General features: G+C 42.4%; 23 protein-coding genes and 1 tRNA gene. 4 read left to right on the top strand and 20 right to left on the bottom strand.

Features of this window, described 5'->3' with window-relative positions; genetic code table 11:
• Positions 1-303: 303 nt before the first annotated feature.
• From C6Y03_RS06640 to C6Y03_RS06605, 8 genes are all read right to left on the bottom strand, one after another.
• The gene (locus C6Y03_RS06640; protein WP_106039055.1) at positions 304-1,074 is read right to left on the bottom strand and encodes an ABC transporter ATP-binding protein; all 771 of its coding nucleotides are present in this window, start codon (positions 1,072-1,074) and stop codon (positions 304-306) included.
• Positions 1,068-1,886 (bottom strand): ABC transporter ATP-binding protein, encoded by an 819-nt coding sequence (locus C6Y03_RS06635; RefSeq protein WP_106030528.1) that lies wholly within the window; start codon positions 1,884-1,886, stop codon positions 1,068-1,070. The genes C6Y03_RS06640 and C6Y03_RS06635 overlap by 7 nt, the downstream gene beginning before the upstream one ends.
• Positions 1,849-2,736, bottom strand: a complete 888-nt coding sequence (opp1C, locus tag C6Y03_RS06630; protein ID WP_066031726.1) for a nickel/cobalt ABC transporter permease — start codon at positions 2,734-2,736, stop codon at positions 1,849-1,851. Before opp1C ends, C6Y03_RS06635 begins: the two co-directional genes overlap by 38 nt.
• A gap of 5 nt (positions 2,737-2,741) precedes the next feature.
• Positions 2,742-3,671, bottom strand: a complete 930-nt coding sequence (opp1B, locus tag C6Y03_RS06625; RefSeq protein ID WP_034660061.1) for a nickel/cobalt ABC transporter permease — start codon at positions 3,669-3,671, stop codon at positions 2,742-2,744.
• Positions 3,672-3,686: 15 nt separating this feature from the next.
• Complete coding sequence (nikA, locus tag C6Y03_RS06620) at positions 3,687-5,318, bottom strand: nickel ABC transporter substrate-binding protein (RefSeq protein ID WP_106039054.1); 1,632 nt, start codon at positions 5,316-5,318, stop codon at positions 3,687-3,689.
• A 122-nt stretch (positions 5,319-5,440) separates the two neighbouring features.
• Positions 5,441-6,610, bottom strand: coding sequence for a macrolide family glycosyltransferase (locus tag C6Y03_RS06615; RefSeq protein ID WP_066030336.1), 1,170 nt, complete (start codon positions 6,608-6,610; stop codon positions 5,441-5,443).
• Between the two features lie 168 nt (positions 6,611-6,778).
• Positions 6,779-7,678 carry an ABC transporter substrate-binding protein gene (locus C6Y03_RS06610; RefSeq protein WP_106039053.1) on the bottom strand — a complete coding sequence of 300 codons (900 nt, stop codon included), beginning with the start codon at positions 7,676-7,678 and terminating at the stop codon, positions 6,779-6,781.
• Between the two features lie 363 nt (positions 7,679-8,041).
• Positions 8,042-8,117, bottom strand: a tRNA-Arg gene (locus C6Y03_RS06605).
• A 252-nt stretch (positions 8,118-8,369) separates the two neighbouring features.
• Here C6Y03_RS06605 and clpP point away from each other — a divergent pair.
• Positions 8,370-8,966: an ATP-dependent Clp endopeptidase proteolytic subunit ClpP gene (clpP, locus tag C6Y03_RS06600; RefSeq protein ID WP_034660066.1), complete on the top strand. Its 597-nt coding sequence runs from the start codon at positions 8,370-8,372 to the stop codon at positions 8,964-8,966.
• A 59-nt stretch (positions 8,967-9,025) separates the two neighbouring features.
• Here clpP and C6Y03_RS06595 read toward each other — a convergent pair whose 3' ends face one another.
• Positions 9,026-9,604: an LOG family protein gene (locus C6Y03_RS06595; protein ID WP_034660067.1), complete on the bottom strand. Its 579-nt coding sequence runs from the start codon at positions 9,602-9,604 to the stop codon at positions 9,026-9,028.
• 137 nt (positions 9,605-9,741) lie between these two features.
• Between C6Y03_RS06595 and C6Y03_RS06590 the strand changes: the two genes are divergently transcribed.
• Positions 9,742-10,083, top strand: coding sequence for a MazG nucleotide pyrophosphohydrolase domain-containing protein (locus C6Y03_RS06590; protein ID WP_034660068.1), 342 nt, complete (start codon positions 9,742-9,744; stop codon positions 10,081-10,083).
• Positions 10,084-10,111: 28 nt separating this feature from the next.
• On the opposite strand, the gene C6Y03_RS06585 is transcribed toward C6Y03_RS06590, so the two are convergent.
• A complete protein-coding gene (locus C6Y03_RS06585; protein ID WP_106039052.1) occupies positions 10,112-11,734 on the bottom strand; it encodes a SulP family inorganic anion transporter in 1,623 nt (540 codons plus the stop codon).
• 37 nt (positions 11,735-11,771) lie between these two features.
• Positions 11,772-12,353: a beta-class carbonic anhydrase gene (locus tag C6Y03_RS06580; RefSeq protein ID WP_034660712.1), complete on the bottom strand. Its 582-nt coding sequence runs from the start codon at positions 12,351-12,353 to the stop codon at positions 11,772-11,774.
• A 553-nt stretch (positions 12,354-12,906) separates the two neighbouring features.
• Between C6Y03_RS06580 and C6Y03_RS06570 the strand changes: the two genes are divergently transcribed.
• Both C6Y03_RS06570 and C6Y03_RS06565 read left to right on the top strand, forming a co-directional pair.
• Entirely contained in the window at positions 12,907-13,884 is a 978-nt protein-coding gene (locus tag C6Y03_RS06570) for a 2-hydroxyacid dehydrogenase (protein WP_060597351.1), read from the top strand.
• A gap of 184 nt (positions 13,885-14,068) precedes the next feature.
• Positions 14,069-14,557, top strand: coding sequence for a ribonuclease (locus C6Y03_RS06565; RefSeq protein ID WP_034660072.1), 489 nt, complete (start codon positions 14,069-14,071; stop codon positions 14,555-14,557).
• 51 nt (positions 14,558-14,608) lie between these two features.
• On the opposite strand, the gene C6Y03_RS06560 is transcribed toward C6Y03_RS06565, so the two are convergent.
• The 9 genes from C6Y03_RS06560 to C6Y03_RS06520 form a co-directional block, all read right to left on the bottom strand.
• The gene (locus C6Y03_RS06560; RefSeq protein WP_034660073.1) at positions 14,609-15,352 is read right to left on the bottom strand and encodes an arylamine N-acetyltransferase family protein; all 744 of its coding nucleotides are present in this window, start codon (positions 15,350-15,352) and stop codon (positions 14,609-14,611) included.
• A gap of 39 nt (positions 15,353-15,391) precedes the next feature.
• Positions 15,392-15,649, bottom strand: a complete 258-nt coding sequence (locus C6Y03_RS06555) for an HPr family phosphocarrier protein (protein ID WP_034660075.1) — start codon at positions 15,647-15,649, stop codon at positions 15,392-15,394.
• Positions 15,650-15,675: 26 nt separating this feature from the next.
• Complete coding sequence (whiA, locus tag C6Y03_RS06550; RefSeq protein ID WP_034660076.1) at positions 15,676-16,626, bottom strand: DNA-binding protein WhiA; 951 nt, start codon at positions 16,624-16,626, stop codon at positions 15,676-15,678.
• Positions 16,627-16,643: 17 nt separating this feature from the next.
• Entirely contained in the window at positions 16,644-17,603 is a 960-nt protein-coding gene (locus tag C6Y03_RS06545) for a gluconeogenesis factor YvcK family protein (protein WP_034660077.1), read from the bottom strand.
• Positions 17,604-18,491, bottom strand: coding sequence for an RNase adapter RapZ (gene rapZ / locus C6Y03_RS06540; RefSeq protein ID WP_034660713.1), 888 nt, complete (start codon positions 18,489-18,491; stop codon positions 17,604-17,606).
• A 39-nt stretch (positions 18,492-18,530) separates the two neighbouring features.
• Positions 18,531-18,995 carry an 8-oxo-dGTP diphosphatase gene (locus C6Y03_RS06535; RefSeq protein ID WP_003213484.1) on the bottom strand — a complete coding sequence of 155 codons (465 nt, stop codon included), beginning with the start codon at positions 18,993-18,995 and terminating at the stop codon, positions 18,531-18,533.
• Between the two features lie 357 nt (positions 18,996-19,352).
• Positions 19,353-20,303 carry a thioredoxin-disulfide reductase gene (trxB, locus tag C6Y03_RS06530; RefSeq protein ID WP_034660715.1) on the bottom strand — a complete coding sequence of 317 codons (951 nt, stop codon included), beginning with the start codon at positions 20,301-20,303 and terminating at the stop codon, positions 19,353-19,355.
• Positions 20,304-20,536: 233 nt separating this feature from the next.
• Complete coding sequence (locus C6Y03_RS06525) at positions 20,537-21,919, bottom strand: C40 family peptidase (RefSeq protein ID WP_106039051.1); 1,383 nt, start codon at positions 21,917-21,919, stop codon at positions 20,537-20,539.
• Between the two features lie 363 nt (positions 21,920-22,282).
• The gene (locus tag C6Y03_RS06520; RefSeq protein ID WP_034660079.1) at positions 22,283-23,743 is read right to left on the bottom strand and encodes a tetratricopeptide repeat protein; all 1,461 of its coding nucleotides are present in this window, start codon (positions 23,741-23,743) and stop codon (positions 22,283-22,285) included.
• Between the last annotated feature and the right edge of the window lie 66 nt (positions 23,744-23,809).

Genomic DNA, 23,809 nt, shown 5'->3' with positions numbered 1-23,809 from the left:
AAAAAGCCTCCCATTCTCAGAATAGGAGGCAAAATGGTGTACAAAAATAAGCAGATCAATCCAGGATGACGTGCCGCGTTCCTATCTGAACACACACATCCCCCGTATCAATCACCTCATTCTTTGATTCCCAAGCTGTACCATCCTATTCCGAAGCTAAAAAATGAAAACGCAGCAAACATGGCAAACCAATCGTTTGCTCACTGCCTTCGTTTTTTCATTTTGCTTACAGGTCATAGGATTAGTACTTCATTGCATTGGGTCACCCTTCCGTCGTTTGTTACGTATACGATAAAAGATTGGTTATTTTTTGTCAAGCTGAAATGGCATAAGTGAGTCCATTAATTTCAGCGTAAATGGATGGACCGCATCAAGCAGTTCATCCTTTTTGCATTCTTCCACTATGCTTCCTTCATGTAAAAAAAGGAGACGATCACATAGATACACCGCCGCTTCTATATCATGAGTAATCATAAGGATGGTCATGTCTAGCTCTTGTTTTAATGTCTCGAGCAGCTCCAATATTTGCACCTGAACAGAGACATCCAGTGAGCTCAGAACTTCGTCTAGTATGAGAATGGCTGGATGCGTTGATATGGCTCGTGCGATGCACACTCGCTGGAGCTGACCGCCGCTTAGCTGATGTGCATATTGATACAGCAAAGAAGAGGGTAGTCTGACTTGTTCAAGCAACGATAAAACCTTCTGATCCACATTTTTTTCCTGCTTTAACAATCGCATAGGCTCAGCAACGATTTCTTTCACCGTAAAGGAGGGGTGAACAGAAGATCGATAATCCTGAAAGACAACACTCATTTTTCCTCGGTTCATCTTTCGCCATGTGTCAGCTGGCTTTCCATCAATCTGTACCTTGCCGCCATCTATTTTTTCTAAACCGAGCAGAATTCTTGCCAATGTACTTTTGCCGCTGCCGCTCTCACCGACTAACCCGGCACATTGTCCTTTTTCGATTTCAAACGAGACGTTTGATATGCGTGGTTTTGACTGCATTTGTCGAGAGAAGAAACCTTTCTTCTCTCCATGTTTGATGAGGCTATCAGCTGTAATCAACATGGAAATGCCCTCACTCTCTGCTGCTGCCGCAGTGCTTCAAGAGGCGCAGATAATCGGCGCCTCGTCTCAAGTAAATGCTTCGTTTGGGGATGCTCAGGCGATGTGAATACCTTATCAGCTGGGCGATGCTCAAGCATCTCGCCTTGATGCACCACCAACACCTCGTCAGCGATCGCCTGAACGACGCCTAAATCATGCGAAATGATGATCAAGGCCGCGCCTGTTTCTTCTTTCAGCCTCTGTAATTGCCTGATGACTTCACGCCGATTATATGCATCAAGCGACGCCGTTGGCTCATCGGCAATGATCACATCAGGAGAAAGCATCATCGTGATCGCAATCATCACTCGCTGAAGCATACCGCCAGATAATTCATAAGGATATTGCTTCAACAATTCATTTGGATTTTTTAAATGAACACGCTCAAGTCCTGCGATGGCATGTGCTTTCCCTTCTTTTCCTTGTAAGCCCAAATGACGCTGGAACGTTTCCATCATTTGATGACCAATGGTTTCGATGGGATTGAACGCATTCATCGCATCTTGTGAGATGAAGCCAATTCGTTTGCCTCGCCACTGCTCAGCTGTCTGAGTTGTCAATGTTTCGCCGTCAAACATGATCGCTCCCTCCACTTCTAGCGAAGAAGGAATCAAGCCAATTAACGCTTTTGCGACGGTTGACTTTCCGCTTCCACTTTCTCCAATAACAGCTAAACAACGTTGTTGCTGTAGGGAGAACGTTATGTTCGCCACTAAATCCTTTTGCTGCACTGGATCATGTACGGACAGATTTTTTACGTCGATGAAAGGCAAATGGTCTCCCTCCCTTTTGATTGTTGTGATGCATGGCAGGGGTCGTGGCCTGCTGAAGGCTGTCTCCTAAAAAGTTCAGCGCCATGACCACAAATAAGATGGCAAGTCCAGGCGCAAGCATATGGGCTGGATGTGTCACCATGACATTCTTCGCTTCGTTGAGCATCATCCCCCATTCCGGTGTAGGTGCGCTCACGCCTAACCCAAGAAAAGACAGAGCAGATATATTTAAGATGACCCAGCCCGCATCAAGTGTCGCAAAGACAGCAATTTCTCCTGAAATGCGAGGAAATAAATGCTTCCTCAGTATGTAAAATGGGGAGCCGCCAGACACTTTTACATACTGAACAGAAGGTTCATTCGCATACTGCAGAACGGACGAACGAATCATTCTTGTATACCAGGCCCATTTCGCTAGGACATTCGCCAAAATAATATTGAATAATCCAGGCCCCAGTATCCCCACAACAGCTAGAATCATTACTTCTGCTGGGAAGGAGAGCATGACATCACACAGTCTCATCAACACGCCATCCACTTTTCCTCGGAAGAAGCCCGCCATGAGTCCAAGTGTGCTGCCAATGAGCATCGTGATACACATCGTCAGCATGGCCGCAAGCATCGTAGTCCGAATGCCATATAAAAGCCGTGACAATACGCATCTCCCGAGCTGATCCGTTCCGAGCGGATAAGTCAGGCTGATGCCGGCATATTTTTGAAGAATGTTCGTTTCTGTTGGATCATGTGGTGCTAACACTGGTGCAAGCAGTCCTGCTAAAGCGACAAGTACTAACAGCCAGATAGAAACAACCGCCATACGGTCTTTTCTTAATTGATGCCATCCTATCATCATTCTCAGACCTCCTTTCGCAACTGCGGATTCATGGTCATTTGCACAACATCAGCCATGAGGTTACACACAACAAAAAGGAACCCCATCACAAATAAATAGGCTTGAATCATAGGGAAATCGGCATGAAAAATAGCTGTTACACACAACCGGCCAACCCCTGGCCAAGCAAAAAGATTTTCAATAATAACTGTGCCAGCAATGAGTTTTGGGATAGACATGCCAAGTGCTGTCACAGCTAATTGAAGTGCATGTCTCATCACTTTCAGTTGAACAGCCCGTTCCTTTAAACCGCGAGCTCTTGCATAAAAAACAAATGGCTCGTGCTGAAATTTCAGGATTTGATTGCGGATCAGTCTCACATAGGTTGATAAGTACCCAAGTGATAGTGTGACAGCTGGTAGAAGAATTGATTTGAATCCTTCCATTCCACTCGTATTGACCCAATTGAATTTGACAGAAAAAAGCCAAATAAACAAAATCCCTAACCAAAAACTAGGCATTGAAGCAGCGATAAACACAAAGGCTCTCAGTACTCGGTCCACCCATGTATGAGCAGCATATGCACAGATCACTCCGAATAACAAACTCAATACAATGATGAAAAAGAGCGCTGCTCCCGCAAGCTGCAATGTGGCAGGCAGCGCCTCCATGATGAGATCAAAAACTGGCTCTTGTGTAACATAACTCCTGCCAAAATCACCTGTTAATCCATCTTTAAGCCATGTGGCATATCTTATAAGAAATGGCTGATCTAAGCCTAGCTCCTGCCGCATCGATTCAATCATGTCTTCTGTTGGAGTGACTTGATTCACCCGCAAAGCGACCTCAGCTGGATCACTTGCCCGCATCGTCAGCAGTACAAAAGCAAAGAAGGTGATGAAGATCATGAGTGGGAAAAGCAGTAATATTCGTTTTAAGAGATAGCGTGTCATCTTTCTGCCTCCGCTTTATGAAGAAAAATACATACGGTCAAAGGGAATTTCATACTGTGACACATGAAAACCTATGCCTTTCAGGCGCTTATTATAAACAGCCTTTGTCACAGAATAAGAAATTGGGATGTAGACATTTTCATCATGGATATACGTCAAGATGTCTCGATACATTTGTTTCCGCTTTTGCTCATCTGGTTCTACCAATACTTTCGTAATCGTCTCGTCCAGCCACTTTTTCTTCTTCAATCCTAACTGGGCTTGATAATCAGCATGCGATGCTACACGGAACGAAGAAACATAGGTTTGTGGATCATAAGGAAGTCCCCACGATAGCGAGTACATCAGATCGAATTTCCCTGTTTTTTGGCGATCTAAAAACGCCTGTTTTTCTTCTCCTCTAATATCCAGCTTGATCCCCACTTGCTTGAAATCTTGTTGAATGGATTCACTTATCGTTCTTTCACCTGCATTATCGGAATTATAGTAAATGGCGACACTCAGCCTTTTGCCATTTTGATAGCGGTAGCCGTCTTCTTTCAGCTTCCAGCCTGCCTCATCCAGTAATGCCTCTGCTTTCTCTTTTTGATAGGTTTTCTTTTTCAGCGGGATATCTGCGTAAGGAACGGACGGGGCAAGCAGCGTATGTGCCACCTGTTCCGTTCCATTTAAAATGCCTTTTGTGATCATCTCTTTTTGAATGGCATATTGAAACGCTTCTCTGACTTTCGGATCTTTTGTCATTGGCTGGTTTGAATTGATGACGATCGATCTTGAACCAACAGGAGGACTCACGGTCACACCGTATTGACCTGCTTCCTTTAAAGCCTGGAATGAGTCTCCGTCGATCATGTCGCCATCTGCTCCAAATAAGAGATCAATCTCTCCTTTTTGCAGGGCAAGTAAAATCGTTTGGTGATCCGGCATGACTTTCCACTTTACTGTTGAAATGTTTGGCTTTTTCCCCCAGTAGTGGTCATTCGCTTTAAAAACGGCAAATTGATTTTTTTTATGTTCCTTTAGCACATAAGGACCTGTGCCTGCATAGCTTTGAACTCCTTTTGCTGTCGTTCCATCAATGAAGCTTTTTGGAGAAATAAAACGGAAGGGGCGTGTTAAGCCCAGTTCTTCTAACGTAGGGTAATAAGGCTCCTTTAACGTAAGAACAAATGTATCGTCATCCACCGCCTTTGTGGATTTGATTTCGGATACGAGATTAAGCCAAGCGTTCTTTTCAATATTTGTGACGACAGCGTCCATGTTCATTTTCACTGCCTTTGCATTAAAAGGCTCGCCATCTGAAAAAGTCACGCCTTTTCGAAGGTGAAAGGTGTAGGTCCTTCCATCTTTTGAAATATCCCAGCTTTTCGCTAAGGCAGGCTGAACGCCTTTCTCTGTATTGACGACTAGCGATTCAAACACCATATTTTGAGCGGCCATCTCTCCACCATATAAATGGGGATTGATGTCCCTTATATCTTTTGTACTTGCATACACCAGCTCATCTTCTTCTCTGTCATTCATGCTGGAAGATGCTTTATTATCAGAGCATGATGCCAATAAAAAACATGCCATGACTGAAAACAGCATCAAGGTGTATGTTACATAGGATTGCTTTTTCTTTATGTAAACAGGCTGATCACTCATATGTACTTCCCCCAAATTTATATTATCGTAATCATTACGATTATTAATCGAAATGATTACGAATTGAATAATATCATACAGAAATGGGGAATACAATCTCTTTTTTTATCAAAAAAACAGACTCACGATTGAGTCTGTTTCGTTTGCAACAATTGATCGATCACCCGCAATGCTTTTTCTGTTCCACCTGCTGTTTGGAAGCTTTCTTCAATTTTTTCAATCCCAGCACGGTACGTGTCACTTCCCAGAACAGATTCCACCGTTTCTCTTAGCTGCTTTGCTGTCAGCTGATCTTTATCAAGTGCACGGGCAGCAGATAGCTCTGTCAGTCTTTGTGCGACCATCGGCTGATCTTTGTCGACCGGAATGACGACCATCGGAACGTGATAATGAATGCCTTCATTGACACTGTTCATTCCGCCATGGGTCACAAACACATCTGTCAGCTCAAGCACTTCAAGCTGCGGTACATAAGGTTCTATCAGAAAATGAGAAGGCGCCTCTTTCAAGAGAGACCGATCCACTTTTTCACCTGTTGCGAGCACCACTTTTCCGTCAAAGTCGGCAAAGGCATCAATACACATATTAAAAAATGCTTCTGTATCCCCAAGAACTGTGCCCATCGAAATAAAGACGACTTTTTCTTGCTCAAGTGCTTCCAGCGGGAAATCATGCTGATCTGCCCTTTTTAGAAAGCTCGGTCCAATGAAAACAAACGAGTCGTTCACTGCATCGACAGACGGCTGGAAATATTCACTTGTATACACGATATTGAGCTCTCCGCGGTTTTTCATGAATTGCATCAAACGCGTTGGCTGAACGCCAAAACGCTCTTGTATGTTTTCTAACAGATGATCGGCTTTCTCATCCTTTCTGTATAGCGGTGTATCAAAATGCGCCTCTTGCAGCACAAAAGATGGGTTTGAGCCGATCCCTGGAATTTGTAAGTAATCTCGAACAAGCTCTCCTGCCCCAAACATATCAAAATAGACAAAATCAAATGAATGCTGCTGAGAAAGTGTTTCCACCACCTCTAAAATATCAAATGATGTTTGCAGCATGGCATGAAAGAACGGCTGCATGGAATCGAGATTTCCTTCATCCACATGTAATGTACGAATATAGTCTGGATGTTTATGTACGTGAGCTCCTAAGCGTTTGATTCGCTGCTCATAATGTACAGTTGTGACCGCATGTACTTCATCTCCTCGATCCGCCCATGCTTTGATGATCCCTAACATAGGGTTCACATGCCCTTCAGCTGGAAATGTAATCAATAAAATCTTCGCCACAAGAAATCCCTCCTCATTGTCAATTCTCTTCCATGTTAATCATATACAGCCAGCAGGCTCAACAAATACGCCTGTAAAGGGAAGAAATGAGTCTTATGGCCAGTATTTTAAGAGATGACAAGAAGAAAAAAGACAAAGCCCCATGTTATGTGCTTTGTCTTTTTTCTATTATTTTTTGAGCAGCATTTGTTTAAACGCAGCAGACTGTTTTTCAATTGAGATCGGATCTGCATAGATAAATTCGTTGATTGAATAATAAAGAACATGTCCCTGCTTCACCGCTCGATTCTTTTTCCATACACCGCTGTTTGTGATATCAAGATTCGGTGCTTTTCCATCCTTTGTGGGTACAAGTAAATAGTCACCTGTATACTGGTTCATCTCTTCTAATGAAATACCAAGATAGCCTTCTTTCGGAAGAGCTTTTTCTGCCTTTTCAGGCAAGCTGAACCCATAGCCTTGATAGATGACTTCCCCGCCGCGGCCAAAGTCTGTACCAAATAAGTAAACTTGCTTTGGCTGCACGTCCATAATGGAGAACGTCTTGTCATCACCAATTTTTGCTTTGACCTCTTTGCCGTCTTTCTTCAGCTGCTCGTCCATTTCTTGTATTTGTTTTTTCGCTAACGCTTCTTTTCCAAGAATCTTTCCGATTTCAATATGCATCTCTTTGAAGCTGTGTTCACTTGTCGTAAACGTGATCGTTTTGGCAATCTTTTTATACTTTTCAATCTGTTCGTTTTGGGAATATGCAATGATCAAATCAGGCTTTAGCTTGGCAATCGCCTCCACATTTTCGATCGGTACACGCTTCACACCTGATTCATCTAAAAACGACGATTCTGGGTAAACATCTGTCATGCCAACAGGTGTCACACCTAACTTTTTAAAATTTCCAAGCTGTGCTGTTAACACAACAACACGCTTCGGCTTGGCGGGAATGGTGATCTTTTCACCCGTTTCAGTTGTATATGTACGTGTACTTGCTGCTTGCTCTTTATTCTCTTTCTGCCCGCATGCCACTAATAATAATGCCAGCAGACTGACCAGCCAAATTAATTTTTTCACTAGTGAAACCACCTTTAATTGAGAATGATTATTAATTATAGCATAAATGGCTAGTCATAAATGAAAAATTTTAAAAGTGAAGGATATATATGTGTAAACGAAAAAACCCTCTCAAAGGAGAGGGTTTCAGCGTGTAGACAAACCCTCGCATTCGGTGTCAGTCCTGTGCGCCGATGCTCACGAATGTTAAATTCGATCCGCTTCGGTGCTCGTCCTTCCTAGACTTCAAAGGTTTTCTATCATGCTGAAAAGAAGACAAAGGGCTAAAATAAAGATCATTTTAGCCCTTTGTCAACAATCTGAAAACCCTCTCAAAGGAGAGGGTTTCATTGGACCTTTATCGATCGTGAACAAGATCAAGTACGCGCTCGGAGGGATTCGAACCCCCGGCAGACGTGGTACCGGAAACCACCGCTCTATCCAACTGAGCTACGAGCGCACGATATGTTTTTGAACGTCAGCATATCAAATTATAAGGGAAATGCTGCAAGAAAGCAATGATTAATCATCAGTCCTGAACATGTATTTTCTTCTTTTGGATACATAGACTAATATGATGGTTTGAAGTGGAATGAGTTTGGGGAAAATGGATAGGGGTATTTGAATTTAGGTCAGCGTTTTGTTTGACCTTTATTGACCAAAAATGTATCATTGAATTACATACTTACCTAAAAGGTGAAGGAGGAACATTATGAATTTAATACCTACAGTCATTGAGCAAACAAATCGTGGGGAAAGAGCTTACGACATTTATTCTCGTCTTTTAAAAGACCGTATTATCATGCTTGGTTCTGCGATCGATGACAATGTTGCCAACTCCATCGTGTCACAGCTGCTTTTCTTAGAAGCTGAAGATCCAGAAAAAGATATTTCTATCTACATTAACAGCCCTGGCGGTTCGATCACAGCTGGTATGGCCATTTACGATACGATGCAATTTATTAAACCAAAGGTATCAACCATTTGTATTGGTATGGCTGCATCTATGGGTGCGTTCCTGCTTGCTGCTGGTGAAAAAGGTAAGCGTTATGCCCTTCCAAACAGTGAAGTCATGATTCACCAACCACTAGGTGGTGCCCAAGGTCAAGCAACAGAAATTGAAATTGCGGCAAAACGAATCCTTTCTTTACGCGATAAACTGAACCAAGTACTTGCTGAACGTACTGGTCAGCCAATTGAAGTGATTGAGCGCGATACAGATCGTGACAACTTCAAAACAGCGGAAGAAGCACTTGAATACGGACTTATTGACAAAGTCTTGACCCGTAATTCAGAAGAACAAAAATAATATGACAAAACAAACCGTCTGCTCCTTGAACAGACGGTTTTTTGTGATTCAAAAACGCTTTAAGACAACTCTGTCCATTTCTGCTGAAGAGATGGTGTTTGATAAGAAGCCATCTGCGTGATTAATTCCTCCGGTTCGCTGGAAGCATGTAACAATTGAAGGTGTGATTCATTCGAAAAACCTTCCTGTACACTAAACTTCACCATGTCAATGAGCGGATTGAAATACTCATTCACTTGATACAAGCCGATTGGCTTTTGGTGGATGCCGATTTGTGCCCAGCATAGCACCTCAAATAATTCTTCATATGTACCAAAGCCGCCGGGCATCGCAATAAATCCATCAGCCAGCTCGCTCATTTTCGCTTTTCGTTCATGCATTCCTGTTACCTCGATTAATTCTGTCAGCTCTTGATGCACAACTTCTCCTCTAAAAAGCCCTTTAGGCATGACCCCAATCACTTGCCCGCCTTGTCTTAAAACCTCATCTGCAATGGCACCCATTAATCCAATTCGTGAACCGCCGTATACAAGACGGATGTCTTGCTCTGCCATATAAGTCCCCAGCTCTACAGCCTTTTGTTTGTAGACGTCCTTCACGCCTGGATTCGAACCAGCAAACACACAAATCGTTTTCATCAGAACAGCTCCATCTCTCTCTATGATTTCTTCTCCCCACTCATTCTACTATAATTAATTGTAAAAAAACAGCCGATCTATCTATATATAGTGTAAAATCAAAAGGCAAACACCATATAAGGAGCTGTATAAAGAAAATGCAAACAACGGAGATGGAGAAGTGGATCAAGGATTTTTATGAAATGAGAAATTGGACAAAATACGGGCCGTTTATCCGGTTAGGCTTCCTCATGGAAGAAACGGGAGAACTCGCTCGTGCTGTTAGAGCAATAGAAATCGGACGTGACCGGCCTGATGAGCAAAGACAAAAATCATCCGAGTTGAAGAAAGAACTCGTTGAAGAAATGGGTGATGTGTTAGCGAATCTACTTATTTTAGCCAATCTCTATGATGTCACAGTAGAAGAGGTCTTCTCCTCTCATCAACAGAAACTCACAAAGCGTTTTTCAGAAGAAATAGAGCAAGTGAAAAGCACGTGACCACATTGTCACGTGCTTTTTTTCCACCTTATAACTGCTGTGGCGAGATATCATCTGTTCGTTCAAAGAAATGCTGCTTTCCAATATGATGAAAAAGACCCGTTCGACGCAAAAGCTCTTTCGGCTGCGATTGAAGTCCGACAATCATCAGCTTTCCATTATGATGCTTTATACGATTGGAGATATTCATCAGAACCGCTTCTGCTGATGTGTCCATATAATTGACTTTATTCATGAGCAGAATGAGCGTTTTTGGCTTTGTCTGAACATGGTCCAAAATCGAATTTTCCAATGAATCTGTTGTTCCGAAAAACAGCGGCCCTTCAATGGAGTACATACTGATGCCTCGCTGGTCTGTCTGTTTTTCTAAAGCAGCTGCCGTTTCCATTTGGGGAACCGCAACATTAGTTTGAATGCTGGTCGTCTGGCTCATTTTTTTGATAAAAGCGATAAATGCTAAAATGAGACCTGCGGTGACGCCAATAATCAAATCACCGATGACCGTCAGCAGGAAGGTCACAACAAGTACAAGTGAATCCGCATTTTTCACTTTTACAATATTGATAAACTCTTTTTTCTCACTCATATTCCAAGCCACAAACATTAAAATCGGTGCCATCGCAGCAAGTGGAATCATCGACGCATATGGCGCAAATAGCATTAAGATGAGCAGCACGACGACGCCATGTACCACACCAGAAATCGGGCTTGCTCCGCCATTTTTGATGTTTGTTGCCGTACGGGCAATCGCCCCAGTCGCCGGAATTCCTCCGAACAGCGGTGCCGCCATATTGGCGATCCCTTGTCCGACAAGCTCCTTATTGCTGTCATGCTTTGAGCCTTTCATATTATCAGCAACCATAGCTGACAAGATTGACTCCACTCCGCCTAAAAGCGCAATGACAATAGCTGGAGGCAGGAGGTATATCATTTTTTCAATCGTTAATTCAGGAAAAGCGAAGCTTGGCAGCTGACGAGGAATTTCCCCATATGCCGAGCCAATCGTTTCAACTTGTCCTTGGAAAAAGAGAACAGCTAGAAACGTTGAAGCCAATAGACCTAATAGAGCACCAGGTATTTTGGGAATGTATTTTTGAGCCGCCACAATCACGATGAGCCCAATAACGGCTGTGATGATGGCAAGACTGTTTGCGGTACCGAGATGGACCACAATTTCTCTCATATTGAGGAAAAAGCTTTCATGCTTTTCAACACCCTTTAACCCGAGGAAGTTGGCAATCTGCCCTGAAAAAATAATGACAGCAATGCCAGCAGTAAAGCCGATGATAACCGGACGAGGAATAAATTTCATGAGCTTCCCTAGTTTGAATATTCCGAATAATACAAGCATACAGCCTGCCATAAAACCGGCTATGAGTAGGTTTTCGATACCATACTGGCTGACGATACCAAATAAAATCGGAACAAACGCCCCAGTCGGCCCGCCGATCTGATACTTTGAACCACCAAACAATGAAATCAAAATGCCGGCAACGATGACTGTGTATAATCCATATTCTGGTCCGACACCAGATGCAATGGCAAAAGCCATGCCTAAAGGAATTGCCACAACGCCCACGACAAGCCCAGCGATTAAATCGCGTCTAAACTTTGATGAATCATATCCTTCAAATCTTCCATAAAAACGCATGGTATGTGTTGGCCTCCTTCAAGTATGTGTAGATGATTTAGGTATACTGCGCGTCAATCTGTTTATCTTTCACAACAACATCCAGCTTTCCCGTTGCTGGATGAATGACTAGTCCATGAACAGCCACATCACTTGGCATCAATGGATGCTCTTTGACCAATTTCACACTTTGGGACACGCTCTCTTCAACCGAATCAAAGCCTGTCAGCCACCCCTTTAAATCAACTCCTGAGTTTTTCACAATGCTCAAACATTTCTCTTCAATGCCGCGTGCTTTCGCCTTTTCAAGTAAAGGATCTGCCGCAAGACCTGCCATTCCGCATTCATGATGTCCTACAATGCATACCTCTTCTGCCTTTAGCTCATAGATGGCTAGTAGAATACTCCTCATCACACTGCCGAACGGATGAGTTACAATGGCGCCCGCATTTTTAATGATCTTGGCATCACCGTTGCGCAGCCCCATGGATTGCGGCAATAATTCCAAAAGACGTGTATCCATACAAGTTAATATGACCAGTTTCTTTTCGGGAAATTTCCCCGCTTTGTAAGGCTCATAATGTCTCTCTTGTACGAACTCTGAATTGTGCTGAAGAATCTGTTCTAATTTTGATCCCATCTTGCCATCTCCCATCTTTTTATAAGTCACGTAAGTCCCTGCCTGTCCCCCTTTTCTTTCGTGTGTTCTCAAGCATAGAGAAGAAAAATGATAGAAAAAAAAGAAAAAAATGAGAAAACGATGAGAAAAAAAGTCATCATTTTCTCTATTTTCCGCTTCAACGTAAGGGAGACGCGGTCTTCCTTTCAATCTATCGTTCTCAGATCGCCAAAAGACGATGAAATGGTTTAGTAGAAAACGACCTTCCCGTTTAATACGTTTCAAATATAATCATTTTTCTATCAAAAAATCTCGATCTATTTTCCAGTTTGTCAGATAATCTCTCAGAAAATCAGGCTTTTTCATATGTCACATCTCCCATTAGCTGACTCTTATCGATGTAAAAAATGGATCAGATGGCATATGAATATACTTTTTCACTAAGAAAATGTCTCTCTTTTCCGTTATTTTAGTATATTAAATATTGAGCAGATAACCTTCAAACGTGTTCAGCCGAAATGGTTGCTTTATAATAAAAGGAGTAAGATGATCATGTGAAAGGAGCGAGTTGACAGTGAAACCACACATTTTTGTCGCCAAACCATTACCTGCTTCATTTGAGGAAATACTAAAGGAACATTGTACATACGAGGTGTGGCAATCCAAAGACCCCATTCCAAAAGATACTTTATTTCAAAAACTGCAGCATGCTGATGGTCTTTTAACGTCTGGAACGAAAATCGATCAAGAGCTATTAGATCACGCACCAAAACTCAAAGTAGTGAGCAATAACTCTGTTGGCTATGACAATTTCGATATAGAATTGATGAGGCAAAGAGGCGTAATTGGTACACACACGCCTCATACACTCGATCATACTGTTGCTGACCTTGCATTTTCACTCATTCTTTCCTCTGCGCGAAGAATTGCCGAGCTTGATCGTTTTATCCGCGAGGGGAAATGGACGAAATTTGTACAGGAAGAAGATATCTTTGGCATCGATGTCCATCATCAAACGCTTGGCATTATTGGCATGGGACGAATCGGAGAGCAAGTAGCCAAACGAGCCGCACATGGTTTTGATATGAACGTCCTGTATCATAACCGCAGCCGGAATGAAAAGGCTGAATCAGCATATGGCGCTTTATATTGCACACTTGATGACCTGCTAAAGCAAGCCGATATCATTGTGTTGATTACACCGCTGACCAATGAAACGTATCATATGATTGGAGAACGGGAATTGAAGTTAATGAAGCAAACGGCTTTATTTGTAAACATCTCACGCGGGAAAACAGTGGATGAAAAAAGCCTCATTCAAGCGCTTCAGGAGGGATGGATCAAAGGCGCAGGTCTTGATGTGTTTGAGCAGGAACCGCTTCAGGAGAATCATCCTTTCAAAGAAATGAACAATGTCACCCTTGCTCCTCACATCGGTTCTGCTACTGAAACAACACGGGATCTTATGCTGAAACGAGCCATTCATAATGTGATTCATGGAATTGATGGCAAAGCCCCTGTTGATATTGTGAAGGAGCTTGCTTCATCTTAATCGGAAAAGACGCAGGATTCGGAGCTGCGTCTTTTTATTTATTTCATCAGAAGGTTATCAGGAAAAAAGCCTCATTTTAGCAAAGAACCTGTTTCTTTACATTTCCTTCATGTTCGGGTGCTATAATATGAGGTAGACAAGCATCAAGAGGACAGCATCCGATTTCCTTAATAGGAGGATGAAGATGAAAAAAATCAGTTCGGTTTTTACTATGTTTGCTCTGATCGCTGCTATTCTGTTTTCTGGTTTTATTCCGCAGCAAGCCTATGCCGAAACACCTCTTACACAGACCGCCACAAATGAAACAGCTACTATTCAACTTACATCAGATGTTCATACCCTTGCCGTCATTAATACGTTTGATGGTGTAGCAGATTATTTAATTCGCTACAAACGACTGCCTGATAACTACATCACAAAATCACAAGCAAGTGCTCTTGGATGGGTGGCATCAAAGGGAAATCTAGCAGAGGTTGCCCCAGGTAAAAGCATCGGTGGAGATGTTTTCTCTAACCGGGAGGGACGTCTTCCTTCAGCAAGCGGCCGAACATGGCGTGAGGCAGATATCAACTACGTCTCTGGCTTCCGAAATGCTGACCGCCTCGTGTATTCAAGTGACTGGCTCATTTACAAAACAACAGACCATTATGCAACTTTCACACGTATTCGATAATCAATCAAAAAAACAGCCCCATTTGACCTAGGGCTGTTTTTTTGATGCTGCTTACGGCAAAAGAGTTTTCACGTATTCCTCAAAAGGCAGTGGCAGCGGTTTTTTCGACACTTCTTCATGTTCATGTGTGGTGACATGATCCTCGGTGACGACTACACGTCCTGTTGGTGTGAGCTTTGACGCAAGCGGTCTTTTGTTAAAAGGAGAGGCTTCATTTTCATAAATCTCATGTCTCATTTGGACCAAAGTAGGCTCGCTCACCTCTTCCAATGTGAAAGCATAGCCTGTTTCAGCGCCTTCCCCCTTATCTAATTGGAGCAGATGCGTTCCTTTTTCGGTTTCCTCTTCTTTGACTCGAAACCGAATAGACGCTCCTTCCACCCATTCTTCTGTAAAAGGTACAGGCTGAAGAGGTAAATTCACACCAAATCCCGCATCAATAAGGAAGCGTTCGTTGTGATGGTTCAACGTCATGGCTACGTGCGTGCCATCAATTGCCCATGTGCACGCTTCTTTGTTATACACGGTCCCTTGAACGAGCTGTACAGCAAGCCCTGCCTCTTTTAACACATAATATAAGAGAGGATTGAGATCGTAGCAAAGACCTCCTCTTTCTCCTTCAAGAAGATGCTGCTTCAACCCCTCTTGATTCAAGGCATAGGATTGTTTGTTCAGCACAGATCTATTTTCAAATGGAAAGGTGTAGGCCATCTTTTTTAATAATACAGGCAGGTCATCAAAGGTGATGGACTGGCCTTCGTATCCGATCTTCTGTAAAAATGCTGATTGCATCATATTCATTCCCTTCTAAAAAAACTGAGTCTGTGAAGAGACTCAGTTTTCTTGATTGATAAAATCCGTTAACGCATCAATGGCTTCTTGTTCATCCGCACCATCTGCTATCAGTGTGACAGTGACCCCAGAGCTGATCGCAAGGCTCATGAGACCCATAATGCTCTTCGCATTGACTTTTTTTCCGTCCTTCTCTAGAAAAATTTCAGCCCCAAAGCGATTGGCTTCTTGTACGAACAAAGCAGCGGGACGTGCCTGCAAGCCTGTTTTTAACTGGATGGTGACCGTTTTTTCCACCATATGATCTGCCTCCCTTTTTCATTCTCCTATTTGAGTGTAACAGCTTGTCCGTTTCGTAATTGTTCTGCAATTTGATCTAGCTTTCTTAAGCGGTGGTTAATGCCTGATTTGCTGATCTTGCCGCTTTCCACCATTTCTCCCAGTTCCTTTAGCGTGACCTCTTGATAGTCGACTCGCAGTTTTGCAATTTCTCGCAGCTTATCCGGCAGGGCATCAAGTCCAATTTTTTCATCAATGAATTGAATGTTCTCGACCTGGCGCAGTGATGCACCAATCGTTTTATTTAAGTTTGCTGTTTCACAATTGACGAGCCGGTTCACGGAATTTCGCATATCACGGACGATCCGAACGTCTTCGAAGCGAAGAAGTGAATTATGCGCACCTACAACGCTTAAGAATTCGGTAATTTTTTCGGCTTCTTTCATATACGTGATGTATCCTTTTTTACGCTCAAGTGTTTTACTGTTGAGTTGAAATTGATTCATCAGCTCACAAAGGGCATCATTGTGTTCTTTATATAGTGAAAAAATCTCAAGGTGATAGGAAGACGTTTCTGGATTATTCACAGAACCGCCTGCTAAAAAAGCACCTCTCATATAGGAGCGCTTGCAGCATCTTTTCTTTACAAGCTCTTCTGAAATATTGCGCTCAAATACAAATTGCTCACCTAATATTTTCAAATCCTCTAAAATGGTTTTCGCTCGTTCTACCAGTCTGACAATATACACATTATTCTTTTTTAATCTCATTTTCTTACGAACGAGCAGCTCGACTGTGACATCATATTTCTTTTTCAGCAGCGTATAAATCCGTCTTGCGATGGCTGCGTTCTCTGTCTGTATATCTAGAATTAATTTTCGATTAGAGAAAGATAATGAACCGTTCATACGGATGAGGGCAGAAAGCTCTGCTTTTGTGCAGCAGTCCTTCACGTCCAGATTAGTCAGCTCTTTTTTTGTTTCGGATGCAAATGACATCCTTGCCACCCCCATTCCTATTTTTTCTTATGCAGCAGGTCGACAAGCAGCGAGGCTACTTTCAGCGTGTCGTGACGAATCACATGCTGGTCATATGTAATGATTTCCCCAGGGATGACTTCCAGTCCCATTGCCTTGAGTACATCTGTGTCGAACTGTACAGGCTGTGCCTGTTCTTCTGCATATTTTGCTTTGATCTCTTCTGGAATTTCTTTATTGTTCACAAAAATGGTATCGATAAATGGACGAACCATATGATCATTTAATGCCTGCACATGATCAGCTGCACTGTAGGAAAGCGTTTCCCCTGGCTGCGTCATGACATTGCAAATATACACTTTTTTCGCCTTCGAGCGAATCACTTCTTCGCCAATATGCGGTACAAGCAAGTTTGGCAGGATACTTGTATACAAGCTGCCTGGCCCAATGACGATCAAATCAGCTTCACGAATGACTTGAATCGATTCTGGGAGCGGTTCAATCGTATCGGGTGTGAGGAACACTCGTTTAATTCGCTCACCGTAGGTTGGGATTTTTGATTCTCCTGTCACCACTTGCCCGTTTTCTAATTCAGCATGAAGAACAACACTTGAATTCGCTGCTGGCAAGACTTTTCCTCTCACATTTAAGACCTTGCTCATTTCTGTGACGGCATGAAAAAAATCACCGGTTATATTTGTCATGGCCGCAAGAATGAGGTTGCCAAGAGAGTGGCCTGTTAAGTCATTCCCTTTGTTAAAACGGTGCTGAAATAAGTCTTCTACAAGCGGTTCAACATCAGAGAGAGCTGCAAGGACATTTCGAATATCGCCTGGAGGCGGAATATTCAAATCATGCCGCAGTCTGCCTGAGCTGCCTCCGTCATCAGCAACCGTTACAATAGCGGTAATGTCCACTGGCTTTGTTTTTAGCCCTCTGAGCAAAACAGATAAGCCAGTGCCCCCACCAAGAATGACCACCTTTGGAAGTGTCGTCATCTATTTTCTGCTTCTCTTTTCAATGTCCCGGTGAGTGACATGAGTGTAGTAGTCATTTTTAAAATACTCCGATAAGTAGTTAGCTAGCGTCACTGATCGGTGCTGTCCGCCTGTACAGCCAATAGCGATCACAAGCTGACTTTTTCCTTCTCGTTTATAGGACGGAAGCATAAAGCTGAGAAGGTCAATTAATTTCTCTGTGAATTTTTGTGTCTCGCTCCATTTCATTACATAGGAGCGCACTTCTTCATCGTTTCCAGTCTGTGGACGCATGCTCTCAATATAGTAAGGATTCGGCAGAAATCTCACATCAAATACAAGATCAGCATCAATCGGCAGACCGTATTTAAAACCGAAGGACATCACATTCACTGTAAACACCTGCCCTTGGTTCGTGGCAAAGTGCGCGACAATTTTTTCTCGAAGCTGTTTTGGTTTTAAATCCGATGTATCAAAAATCATTTGAGCCCGGCCTTTTAACTCTTCTAACAGGTCGCGTTCCATTGCGATTCCTTCGAGGGGCAAACCTGTTGTCGCAAGGGGATGCGAACGTCTCGTTTCTTTGTATCTTGAGACAAGCACCTTATCGTTTGAATCTAGAAATAATATTCTTGGTGTGATCCAGCCAAGATCACTCATTTCATCTAAAGCTGCAATTAAGCTGTCAAAGAATTCTCGTCCGCGTAAATCCATCACAAGGGCGACCTTGCTCATCTTAGAATTCGATTCCTTCATGAGCTCTAGGAACTTCGGTAAAAGTGATGGCGGCAAGTTATCTACACAGAAGTAACCTAAGTCTTCAAAGCTTTGAATGGCAACGGTTTTCCCCGCACCTGACATTCCTGTAATAATCACAAGCTGAATATCTTCTTGTTTGTTCGTATTCATGCCTGCTTCCTCTCCTTCTTTATGAAAACGGTTCATGTATTAGTCTCCTTGAGGATCTAACCGATAAGCAATCAATTCAAAATCAGGTGTATACGTAAAAGTACCGTGCAGAAGTCCTTTTCCCTTTAGCATGAAATCAAGAATATGGGAATCTCCTGGAGCCATCGGTAAATGAGGCACATCTTTTACTTCATGCCACTTTAAAATGCCTTCCTCTGACTCTGTCACGTTTTTTCCAGTAAATGAATCTGCCATAAAGGTGAACATCATCCACTCTTGAACGATTTGATCGCCTTCTTTTATGATAAAGGTAAAAACACCTTTTAACTGAGGATTTAAAATATAAATTCCTGTTTCTTCTCTATACTCTCGAACGACTGAATCTTTGACCGATTCTCCGCTTTCCATTTTGCCGCCCGGCGCTACCCACCAGCCCCGTCTTGGCTTTTGCAGCAAGAGAACTTGATCTTCGTGATGCAGCACACAATTGGTTACTCGTTGCATCAGCTGTCACCTACTCTTTTATGTCTTTAACTTATTATACAGGTTCATCCTGACTCCCACAATGAACATGCCCCTTCTTCACCGAAAACAGACCGGATTTCGTCTGAAAGAGGTGGCGGGCAATTTCTCTACTCTTTATTTTACATCATCTAATGGTTCTCCATGCGTCATTTGTGAACATCTCATGAATTTCTGATTTTAAGCAAAAAAAAGGACACGGATTCTCATCCGTGCCAAACATGTATTCCTTATAAAAGGGGGTCAATTACTAGTTTTATCATAACGGATAATTATTTCACCCGTGTTACATTCCAGTTAAAAGCCCATGACGCTATATTAAGGATTTACGACAGCCATTTATTTCGCTGCTTTCAGCTTTTCAGCAAGCTCTTCTACATAATGCTGTGCGCTTTGTGCGGCAATACTTCCGTCACCTGTTGCTGTCACAATTTGACGTAGTGTTTTTTCACGAATGTCACCAGCGGCGAAAATGCCTTCCACTCTTGTTTCCATTCTTTCGTTTGTCTCGATATATCCTTCTTCATTTGTAATGCCGAGATTTTCAAATGGTTTAGATAGTGGGAGCATCCCGATATAGATAAAGACGCCGTCTGTTTTAAAGTCTTCTTCTTCACCAGTCACCGTATCAATCAAGGTCACACTGCCGACTTTACCGTTTTCTTCATTAATTTGTTTAACGGTTTTGTTCCACATGAAGTCGATTTTTTCATTATCAAAAGCACGCGCTTGTAAAATGCTTTGTGCACGAAGTTTATCGCGTCTATGAACGATCGTTACTTTTGACGCAAAGCGTGTGAGGTATACACCCTCTTCTACCGCAGAGTCTCCGCCGCCAATGACCACGAGCTCTTTGTTTTTAAAGAAAGCACCGTCACATACTGCACAGTAAGAGACGCCCCGGCCGCCAAGTTCTTTTTCACCTGGTGCACCGATTTTTTTGTATTCAGCACCTGCCGCAATAATGACAGAGCGTCCTTTGTATTCTTTTGAACCGGCTTTGACGATTTTGTACTCTTCACCGTCTACGATTTCTTTGATATCGCCATATGCATACTCAGCACCGAATTTCTTCGCATGCTCAAACATTTTATTTGAAAGTTCTGGCCCTAAAATGCTTTCAAAGCCAGGATAGTTCTCGACATCTTCCGTATTTGCCATTTGACCGCCTGGAATCCCTCTTTCAATCATCAATGTTGAAAGATTTCCCCGTGATGTATAAACAGCGGCTGTCATTCCGGCAGGTCCCGCTCCAATGATGATCGTATCGTAGATTTTTTCTTCTGACACAACTGTCACTCCCTCTTCAATTGCTGCTAGCATTTCTTATTAGAATGCCCTTGGGTGATGCTTCCATTCATGACAGAGAGCATCAATTCCACTCTTACTTTTATTCCTTACCCATATCCTATTAAATCTGCGGATAATAAGCGAATCATTTGCTCATATCTTCAAAAAAAGAAAAAGCTTCCTTAAACTGCTGTTTAAGGAAGCCTGTTTACGGTTATATAGTAAGTAACGATTTATTCAACGACTCTTCTCACAACGCCATTGAATGCTTTTTTCCAGTAAACATTGCTCATAGAGTCAACTGAAACACCGCGAGAGCTGTTATCGTTCAAGAATGTACCGTTTCCTAAGTAAATACCAACGTGTCCATTTACTTTATACGTATCAAAGAACACAAGGTCTCCGCGTTTCATGTCAGATGCACTTACAGCTCTTCCTTTACCTACAAGCGTATCTGTTGTTGTACCGCCAACTGGTCCAAGGTTGATGCCTGCTGATGCGAATGCCCAGCGAACGAATGAAGAACAGTCAAAACGACGTGCATCAATATCGGCTTGTGATCTGCCGCCGCCCCATTTATACGGAGATTGTCCAACGATGGTAGAACCTGTGCTGATTGCCCCTTCGATTCCGCCTACGTTACTGCTGACAGGTGATCCACCGCCAGAAGATGGCTTCTTGCTTGGTGAACTGCTGTTGTTATTATTATTTGAAGATCCACTGTTACTGTTATTTGAAGACGGGCTGCTGTCGTTAGTTGAGCTGTTGTCTTCCGCTTGAACACTCGCTTGACGCTGCTGTTGTCTTTGTGCTTTTTCTTCTTTTGCTTTTTGAGCTGCTTCTCTCGCTTCTTTTTCAGCTTGTTTTTGAGCAGCGATTGTTGCGTCTTTTTCAGATGCAATGCTGTTAGCCTCACTGTTTAACTCGCTGATTTCAGAAGATGCACTTCCCTTTTGCTTTTTCACTTGCTTGAATAGCTTGTCTTTTTCATCAAGCTGTTTATTCAAGTCTGTTTGAAGCGTTTCAAGCTTTGCAAGTGTCTTTTGAACATCTTCAAGTTTTGTGTTTAATTCGTTTTCAGACTTTTGAAGCTCAGCTTTGTCTTTTTCTTGCTCTTTAATGATTTCGCTGTCTGCGTTGATGAGTGTAGATACTGCACCTGCACGGCTGATGAAATCGCTAAAGCTTTTCGCTCCTAGTAATACATCTATGTATTTCGTAGAACCGCCGCTTTCTTGAAGCGCACGTACACGCTTTTTCAAGAACTTGTTTCTATCTTCAATACGTTTTTCAGTATCAGCAATTTCTTGTTTCAGTGCTTTGATTTCTTTTTTCGTTTGTTCATTTTCTTTTTGTTTTTCTTCGATTTGATCACTTGTTTTTAAAGCTTTCTCGTCAATTTCTTTTAGCTTTAGTGCAAGTGCCTCTTGTTTTGCTTCAAGCTTTGAAAGCTCATCTTTTTTCTTTTGAAGGTTTTTGTTGACCTCAGATTGCTTGCTGTCCAGCTCTTGTTTCTTTTGTTCAAAGTTCTGTGCGTTTGCTTCATGAGTAAATGGGATAAATAAACTGCTCGCTCCGATGACCGAAGCTAAACCGAAAGTAATAAACTTTTTCACGAATAGTTCCTCCTTTGACAATTTCCAAGCGACATGAGAAAGCAGCAAATTCTCTGCGGCCAATCTGTGCTATCTATGTCTTTCTTCCTGATTGATCAGTCAGATGTTGACCAGATTGTTTCTATCACTAGGTGTTTCATTATGTATAGTAAAATATCTAAATATATGTCTTTGTTTTAATCCACGATTTTCATTATACATGAGACATCGACAAAATGAGCTAATATTTTTATTACATTTATGTTTCAAAAACATGTCGTGATTGTCATACTTCGCCAAATCCTTGCAAATCCCACCTTTTTATCCAAGAAAAAAGCATGACCTTTTCGGCCATGCTGCAATCTGCTGAATCTATTTACCTATTTAATCGATTAACGCACAAATGACTTGTTCATATTTAGACAGTGTTTGAACGCTGATTTGAAAAGAGGCTGCAATCTCTTTTTTGCTCACAGCTGATTCTTCTTGCTCCTTCATCCATAAATAATAAGATGCTGCTGCCCATGCAGGCGCATTTTTCTTATCTACGCCAGAAGCACGTGCCTGCTGAATAATATGGAATAACCAAAAATAAGGCATATGGCTGTCAGGCTGAACAGCTTCTTCCAAGCTGGATGCCGCCTGTTTTGCGAAAACCGCATCTTCTGAAAACGACCGCACTTCCATTTCATCTTCGTATAAGAGCAGTTCGATGAATTGCTGTTCGAAGGCTGTTTTCGCTGCGTGTGCATCAAGGACAGATTGAAGAACGTCACGTTCCCCTTTTTGTTTGCTCACATAGTACGCAGTCAGCCGCTCCTCAATGGAGACCATTGGCTCAGTCTCCTCGGGTTTATCCTGCCACGGCTTGATTTCATCTGCATCGATATCTTCTTCGACCATCTTATTCCAAACCGTCTGTGCAAGCGTTTTGTGGCCTGTATAATAAGCTGCGCTTGCGAGCCAGTATAAAAATGTACTATCTCCCTGAAAGCCTGTTTTGTACAAAGAATAAAGCCATTTAAAGGCCCATTCAAATTCTCCAACTAGGGCAAATGTTGCGCCAAGCTTATAACGCTGTTCACTTAATATTGGATACACGTGCGTTAATTGCTTCGCTAACGTATTGACCTTTTCTTCTTCTTTTTCATAATGATAGAAGACAAGCTGGTTGCAAAGGGCATGCAGATTACCCGGATTTTCATGAAGAACCCGGTTCAACATCTCTTTCGCCTGATGGATTTGACCAGAATAAAAATAGGCCAAAGCGAGATTATTATACGCTGACCAAAATTCTGGATACTCAACAATCATCTGTTCCAGCATTTCAATGGCTTCATCAAGCCTGCCGCTTTCTAGCAAGTGATTCGCTTGATCCTGCTTGACAATCAGGTCATCCTGATCGTAAGGAAAATCTTCGTCCTCTTCGTCGCTCATATCGAGCAGGTCGAGGAGATCGTCATTTTCATCTGCAAATTCCCCGTTCTCTTCCAATGAAGCATAGGCAGTAGCTGACTTATATGCCTCTTGAAAGAGTCCTAGATTCGCATAATTATTGGCTTTAAAATAGTGACACTCAGACATGTTTTCATCGATATGTTCAAGTATGAAATCAAGCAGTTCATTTGATTGTTGGTAATGACCCATTTCAGTATAAATAATGGCAAGCTGTGATAGCATTTCTACATTTTCAGGCTCAAGTACGATAGCCCGCTGTATCAGCTTACTCGCTTTAGATAGATTTCTTTCTCTATAAGCTTTTAGACCTTTATGAAAAAAGTAATGCCCATCTTGGAATAGCTGGACGACTTGTGTGTGATTATTTTGAGAAGTGTATTTACTCACCGATACCCTCCATTTCGAACAGTGTACCGTGTGTAGTATAACATACTTCACGAGTCGTCACATAGA

This window comes from Bacillus sp. LNXM65 (assembly GCF_002998575.1).
GTDB lineage: Bacteria > Bacillota > Bacilli > Bacillales > Bacillaceae > Bacillus.
This window is presented reverse-complemented; position numbering and strand designations above follow the sequence as displayed.